8 protein-coding genes are annotated in these 5,840 nt (G+C 47.8%); 3 read left to right on the top strand and 5 right to left on the bottom strand.

Annotated features, from left to right (window positions below):
• Positions 1 to 187: 187 nt before the first annotated feature.
• The 5 genes from DEO48_RS22945 to DEO48_RS22965 form a co-directional block, all read right to left on the bottom strand.
• Complete coding sequence (locus DEO48_RS22945) at positions 188 to 421, bottom strand: DUF905 domain-containing protein (RefSeq protein WP_109846391.1); 234 nt, start codon at positions 419 to 421, stop codon at positions 188 to 190.
• A 56-nt stretch (positions 422 to 477) separates the two neighbouring features.
• Positions 478 to 699: a hypothetical protein gene (locus tag DEO48_RS22950; protein ID WP_025203218.1), complete on the bottom strand. Its 222-nt coding sequence runs from the start codon at positions 697 to 699 to the stop codon at positions 478 to 480.
• 71 nt (positions 700 to 770) lie between these two features.
• Positions 771 to 1,133: a hypothetical protein gene (locus DEO48_RS22955; protein ID WP_025203219.1), complete on the bottom strand. Its 363-nt coding sequence runs from the start codon at positions 1,131 to 1,133 to the stop codon at positions 771 to 773.
• A gap of 85 nt (positions 1,134 to 1,218) precedes the next feature.
• Positions 1,219 to 1,683: a hypothetical protein gene (locus DEO48_RS22960; RefSeq protein ID WP_109846392.1), complete on the bottom strand. Its 465-nt coding sequence runs from the start codon at positions 1,681 to 1,683 to the stop codon at positions 1,219 to 1,221.
• Between the two features lie 415 nt (positions 1,684 to 2,098).
• Positions 2,099 to 3,025 (bottom strand): hypothetical protein, encoded by a 927-nt coding sequence (locus DEO48_RS22965; RefSeq protein ID WP_109846393.1) that lies wholly within the window; start codon positions 3,023 to 3,025, stop codon positions 2,099 to 2,101.
• A gap of 1,179 nt (positions 3,026 to 4,204) precedes the next feature.
• Between DEO48_RS22965 and DEO48_RS22970 the strand changes: the two genes are divergently transcribed.
• The 3 genes from DEO48_RS22970 to DEO48_RS22980 all read left to right on the top strand — a co-directional run.
• A complete protein-coding gene (locus DEO48_RS22970; RefSeq protein WP_109846394.1) occupies positions 4,205 to 4,834 on the top strand; it encodes an inovirus Gp2 family protein in 630 nt (209 codons plus the stop codon).
• A 138-nt stretch (positions 4,835 to 4,972) separates the two neighbouring features.
• On the top strand, positions 4,973 to 5,191 hold the full coding sequence (locus tag DEO48_RS22975) for an AlpA family transcriptional regulator (protein WP_109846395.1): 219 nt from the start codon (positions 4,973 to 4,975) through the stop codon (positions 5,189 to 5,191).
• Between the two features lie 289 nt (positions 5,192 to 5,480).
• Positions 5,481 to 5,840 (top strand): putative zinc ribbon protein (locus DEO48_RS22980; protein ID WP_109846396.1); only part of this gene is annotated, 360 nt, incomplete at its 3' end.

Consider the following 5,840-nt stretch of genomic DNA (forward strand, 5'->3'; position numbering starts at 1 on the left):
CCTGCATCAGTTCGTCACGGGTTAAGGGGCGGTCGCGGCGGATTTGGTTTGTCCGCCCGAAGCGGCTGGCTAATCGCATTGTTAATCTCCTTTGTTGGTTGACTGAACGGCATAAACAAAAAAGCCATGCTCCTGTGGGAACATGGCCTGTTGGTGTGGCGGGTCTCCGGGTGAGGCCTGTGGCGAGTCAGTTTTTTGGTATACCGTGGCTGAGCAGGTAGCGGTTAAGCCAATACCCGGCGCTGACTTCAAAATTCCACGCCCGCCAGAGTAACTGCCCCTCGCGGTCACGGATGACCAGCCGAAAATGCGTCCCCTGGTCGTCTTCAATGGAGACGTTCTGGTACGCCGACACGATGACCTCAGCCTGCCTGCGGGTAAATGGACCTTCTGGCAGTAACAGACTGTCGGTGTTGTGCATGTGAATGCTCCTGGTAAACGTCATAAAACAAAATGCCCCGCTCAGTGAGCAGGGCATCAGTGGGTTAAGTGTGTGGCGATAATCTGCAGTATCTGCTCCATCAGCGCCGCAATTAAGGCACCTGCGAGCAGGGTTGCGGCCTGTCTGGCGATATAAATGCTGTCTTCGTCATAACCTTCTGCGCGAAAGTGGTCTTCCACAAACTGCTGTGCCCGGTTGCTGGCGCACCACGTCAGCACCTGGCCCAGCGCAGAGACCAGTATTTTGAGTAATGTCATGGGTAGGGTCTCCGGACTGCCGGGGAGGGCAGCCCGTGAAGGGGGGGATATGTAAATCAGGCAGGGTATGCTCAGTGATAGGTATATTGCCACCCGCCTTTACTGGTGGTGACATCAACTTCTGAAGCCACGCAGTTATTATAAAAACTCACCTCAACTGACTGCCCGTAGCGTAATGTGGCGGGCAGAATGGTTTCCTTATTGCTGGAGTACAGATATTTCTGGTTGGCGATACGACAATTTCCCCGGTTAACCACGATATTTTTCACCATTACGCCGTCATCGCGTGCGGTCACAACCACCGTGACATAACGCGTCCCGGCAGGATGGACCTTGTTAAAGGTTTCCACTTTAATGTCTGGCTGAGGCTGTGCTGCCAGTAAGGGAGCTGACACGGCCAGCAGAACAGGCAAAAGCCATTGTTTAATTTTCATCGGAATAATTCCTTATTAAATTCGGGAGTTGGGGAGAGCAGCACCGCCGGTTGAATACCTGCAGAGAAACAGCCCACCATGGGTATTACAGGCTGGCTCTGGAGACGCAGCCGTGTGTGCCGAATGCAGGCAGTACTTTACCGGCACCGTTGAGTGTGAACAGCGCGGGCCGGACGCCATCACCGGTGACCAGCGCCTGCTTACCGGTGCGCAGTGCGTTCCAGGCCAGCGTGAGATTGTTTTCTCCGACCCGGCTGTCTGACTCACTGATATCAATGGCTTCGCCACCGTCAATCCGGACCTGAAGCGTTTTCTCATTGTCCATGCCGACGTTATGCCCGGTGGCATCGGTAAACTGGATGGTGGCAGGCGCGGTGCCTGAATCATCACAGGTCAGGGACAGCTGAGACTGACCCGGGCCCTTAATGACAAATTCGGAGACTCCCTGGCCCCAACCACTGGACCAGGTGTCCTTATTTCCGAAGGCCTTTGCCATTACGGGCATCAGCGCGCAAGTCAGCAGTAAAGCGAGCATCATTTTTCTTTTCATTTTTAAAACTCCTTTGGTTGTCGCACCCTGTCATAAGGGGTATCTGTATGATTTTAAATGGAACACTGACAGCCATAAGTATCCCGTGCGGATTTTATAGCCACAAAAGTGCGGGGGATAACGATGAAATTCGATCGGTTCGATCGACAAAATCGATCGTCGTTTAAACAGTGATATTTATCGAAAAGCCCCACAGGGCTTATCGACAGTCTGGCTTTGCTTCTGGAGGATGGTATGTATCTCAAAATTTGCTGAAAAGCAGGATGAAACAGATTATGTAGGTTTTCGTTTCTGGCGGGCATTATCCGTTGATATGTTATCAACAGACGATAGCTGGTGGAATGCTACCGGTAATGTGAACTGCAGGGCTGAATATGCGCCAGCATACTCTTAGGATGATGAATCAAAATCTGGCTTATTTCTTTATTTTCGAGAATCCCTGACTTTTGCTTTTTCCTGGCATAACAAAAATCAGCTTTGACAGCGTGTACAGGTGTAAATCAAACACTTTGTTATTAATTTTATTTATATCTGAGGATAGTCTCTGAAGTATGTCAGCTCCATTATAATCATCATAAATGAATAACTCATTTTTTTTGTCATCGTGGTATGGGCTGACCTCATAGAGGCACCTGTCTCCGGCAACACCTCCTTTTGATAAACGAGGACCAATAAAATCTTCTGTTATTATAAAGTAACGAACACTTCCTTTGATCCCTTGTTTTTTCAAAACATTGAACCATGTTTTGTTTATCGATAATCCAGCCACATGGTTGAAATCTCTTTCTTTGAAGTAGAGAGTGAAATGAAGATAGGGGTATCCATCACGACGCCGAAGGAGAACCCAGAAATATGCAGTTATATGTGAGTATAATGCTAAGGATTTAAAGTTATTAATGAATTTTGTTGCTAAATCCTTAATGTCTTTATTATGGGTGTCGGACGAGTGGTGTTTACGCGTGTTTTTATCAACATCCAGAGAAAAGCAAATATACCCTGCTTTAGGATGAAATCTTAGCACTTCGTAATGATAGTCTTTCAGACTTTGATATGCCGAAATTTTTTTATAGATACACTGCCTTGTTGCAGCAATAAATTCTTCTTTGTATTCTGAGAACCAGCCACCTGAGAATATGATCTTACCATCCGTAATTCCCTCATAGTAGTCATATAATTCAGCAATGAGATCTACGGGTTTTTCTCTAACGCTGTTATTGTAAAAAAGGCACCAGGTATTTACCAGCATGTTCAGGTGTCCTCTGTCTCGCCTTATGTTCTTATGCATGTCAGATTTCCTGGGGTAGAGGAACCTGAAATCGTCCATCATGTTGTAAGCCTTCATCTGGTTTCCTTTTCAACAGGCAGCAGGTGCGCAAGTCACTATTACCTTATAACATAACCGCGCACTAAAGTAACATTTGTTGTGGTAAAAAATGGCATGACTTGTAGGGAAAACCAATGAGAATAAGGGGTGAGGTGTACTATAGCTGCATACCGGGTTTATGCGGCTTATCTGCTGTGTATCGTGGGGATTGTTCGTGCCCGCAGGCAGTTTCGGATTCTGACTGGTAAAGTACTATACCAGATAAAAGGCTGTCACAGGAGAACCCGGACTGGTATTAAGAGCAGAGGTGCAAGGTGGTTTATACCGGTTCATTGAGGCCCCGGCGGTAAAGGACAGCAATTGTTACATGGTACAGGGTGTGGAGATTGATAAGTTATTTTTTACCAGACTGACAAACAAATATGTGAAAAAAATACCAGGGCATTGACGCGAAACCGCCCTCAGTTGTTACTCCCGCCATGAACCTGTCATCGTCTTAGACTGGTCGTAAGCACTCCTGGTGAAACTCAATAGATTACTGTTCTGAAGTGACAAAAAATGCTGTATTGCTGACTGACTAACTTGAGAGTGATATGGTTCTGTTAAAAATACAAAAGCTATCGTATAAGACCTGTTTTTACCTTTGAGCGTTTAGCTTCTTGTGTTGGTAATAGTAATACATGTCTTTTCTGAATGTATTTATCTTTCCTGATTAAAGCATGCATTATTACCACTACCAGGTGAGATTAAATTATAGTGACTAATGCACATTCAATTACAATCTATTTATAACATCACCTCTCGCAACATTAAACCCCATTATTCAATTCCCAATAAGTATACACCTGTTAGTTGATGCGAATCACTGTTCAACTATTATCTTTATTGCCAATTGAACTATATTGCCGGGAATGTCAAATGATTTCTCATTGTAGCCATGATTATGTCTCTCGATACCTAAAAGCCCAATAGAAACCAAGCCAAGAAAAATGTAATTAATAGCCAGTCAACTATGCAAAGTCTTTAATAACCACTCAAGTTTATTTCTATAACAAGCCTGTTAAACAATGTAATTAAATACCTGATTCACCGTTTGTATGTACTACGCGCAGGCGGCCTCCGCTGACTGCCTGTGAACATTACCATTCGCTTTCTTTGATAGCCCACCTATTACCAAATAATACCAGGAGTTCCGCTATGTTTAATAACGTATTACTGGACCATCGTCATGCCCCGTTTAATTCTCGCTATTTAGAACGACTGGAAAACGTCATGGCTTGTGCTATAGCTGAGTATCCACGAACCTTTGCCCTGAGGGTAGATTTACACTTTTCCCCTGAATGGGCAGCAGACGACAGTATCTGCTGTCACCCTAATACCTCATCTAACGTCATGGCGCGTTTTACTCGCTCCCTGACAGCAAAGATCGACCATTATCGTCAACAACGTTGTTTGAGAGGCCTGCGGGATTATTCTTGCAAGTTACGTTATTTCTGGGTCAGGGAAACTGAAACGGCTCTGCACAGTCACTACCACGCGCTACTGTTCTTCAATAAAGACTTATTCCGGTCTCTGGGATCGGCGGGATACCGCAGCCTGTGGAACATGATACAAGAAGCCTGGCTGAGCGCACTGGGGTTAACCGATTATCCCGAATACAGCCGCCTGGTCCATTTCCCTCAAAGTGGCTCTTACATTCTTGAGCGTGACAAACCCGTATTTCGTCAGCAGTACGAAGACCTGGTCTTCCGTGCGAGTTACCTGGCAAAAGAGCGGACTAAACATTACTCCGCTGATACACGTTCCATGGGCGCCAGTCAGGGGTAGGCTGGCAACACCGTCGTTCTGGCTGTAATACGGTATTTTTTTACAGGCATTCCCAATCCTCTGAAGGAGTACCGGCGTGCAATGTTACTCAACCACACCGGACGCCTCCCACTATCCATTTTCAGAGGGAGAGATTCCATGACCACGAACAATAACCCCGTCCTTCGCGCAGAAGACCCGCTTATCGACATGACGTTCATTACCACGTTTACCGGGATGACCGACAAGTGGTTCTACAAGCTTATTCAGGATGGCGAATTCCCGAAACCCATCAAGCTGGGACGGAGTTCCCGTTGGTATAAAAGCGAAGTAGAAAGCTGGATGCAACAGCGTATTGCAGATTCCCGTGGCGCCTGAGCAGAGGAGACAGCTGAATGGAAAAACGACGCGGTACTCAGCCATGGAAAATCCCTCCACGCTGGACGTGTCCCCGTTGCCAGCGACAGTACTGTGGTGCCGGACCCTGCCCCGTGTGTTTTCGTCCCTCCGGCGCACCTGCACAACCGTAACCTTTCTGCATTCCGGGACCGGCCATGGCCGCTACCGACCCGCTAACGCATAACTCAACCGCCATTCGCACCCTGCCATGCTGCCCGTACCGAGACGGCTGACGCCTGCGTGTCGTCTGGCGGTAAGGACCTGAACGATGTACGCAAAATCTTTTATCGGCCTCGACGGCAATGGTCTGCTGGCCGGTGCCAGAACCGCGCAGACCGCCCCATACGATCGCTATTGCTGCCATCTCTGCGGCAGCGCCTTACAGTACCCCCCTGAATACCAGACCGAACGCCCGTGGTTTGAACACCGGTACGACGCGCTGACTGAGAACGGGCGACAGCACTGCCCGTATGTCAAACCGGAAGCGAAAGAAACCCGCCATATCCGGCAACTGCAATGGCATGTACCGGATGTCCGTCCGCTGGTTTACCGCGCCGACTGGCACTGTTCTGGCTGCGACAGCGATTACCACGGTGAACGTTATTGCCTGACCTGCAGAACGGGTGAA

Source organism: Enterobacter sp. CGMCC 5087 (genome assembly GCF_003144775.1).
GTDB classification, from domain to species: Bacteria; Pseudomonadota; Gammaproteobacteria; order Enterobacterales; family Enterobacteriaceae; genus Enterobacter; species Enterobacter cloacae_M.

Bases quoted from the DNA above. Each gene is read 5' to 3' on its own strand.
- DEO48_RS22945 (WP_109846391.1), bottom strand. From the start codon at position 421: ATGCACAACACCGACAGTCTGTTACTGCCAGAAGGTCCATTTACCCGC.
- DEO48_RS22950 (WP_025203218.1), bottom strand. From the start codon at position 699: ATGACATTACTCAAAATACTGGTCTCTGCGCTGGGCCAGGTGCTGACG.
- DEO48_RS22955 (WP_025203219.1), bottom strand. From the start codon at position 1,133: ATGAAAATTAAACAATGGCTTTTGCCTGTTCTGCTGGCCGTGTCAGCT.
- DEO48_RS22960 (WP_109846392.1), bottom strand. From the start codon at position 1,683: ATGAAAAGAAAAATGATGCTCGCTTTACTGCTGACTTGCGCGCTGATG.
- DEO48_RS22965 (WP_109846393.1), bottom strand. From the start codon at position 3,025: ATGAAGGCTTACAACATGATGGACGATTTCAGGTTCCTCTACCCCAGG.
- DEO48_RS22970 (WP_109846394.1), top strand. From the start codon at position 4,205: ATGTTTAATAACGTATTACTGGACCATCGTCATGCCCCGTTTAATTCT.
- DEO48_RS22975 (WP_109846395.1), top strand. From the start codon at position 4,973: ATGACCACGAACAATAACCCCGTCCTTCGCGCAGAAGACCCGCTTATC.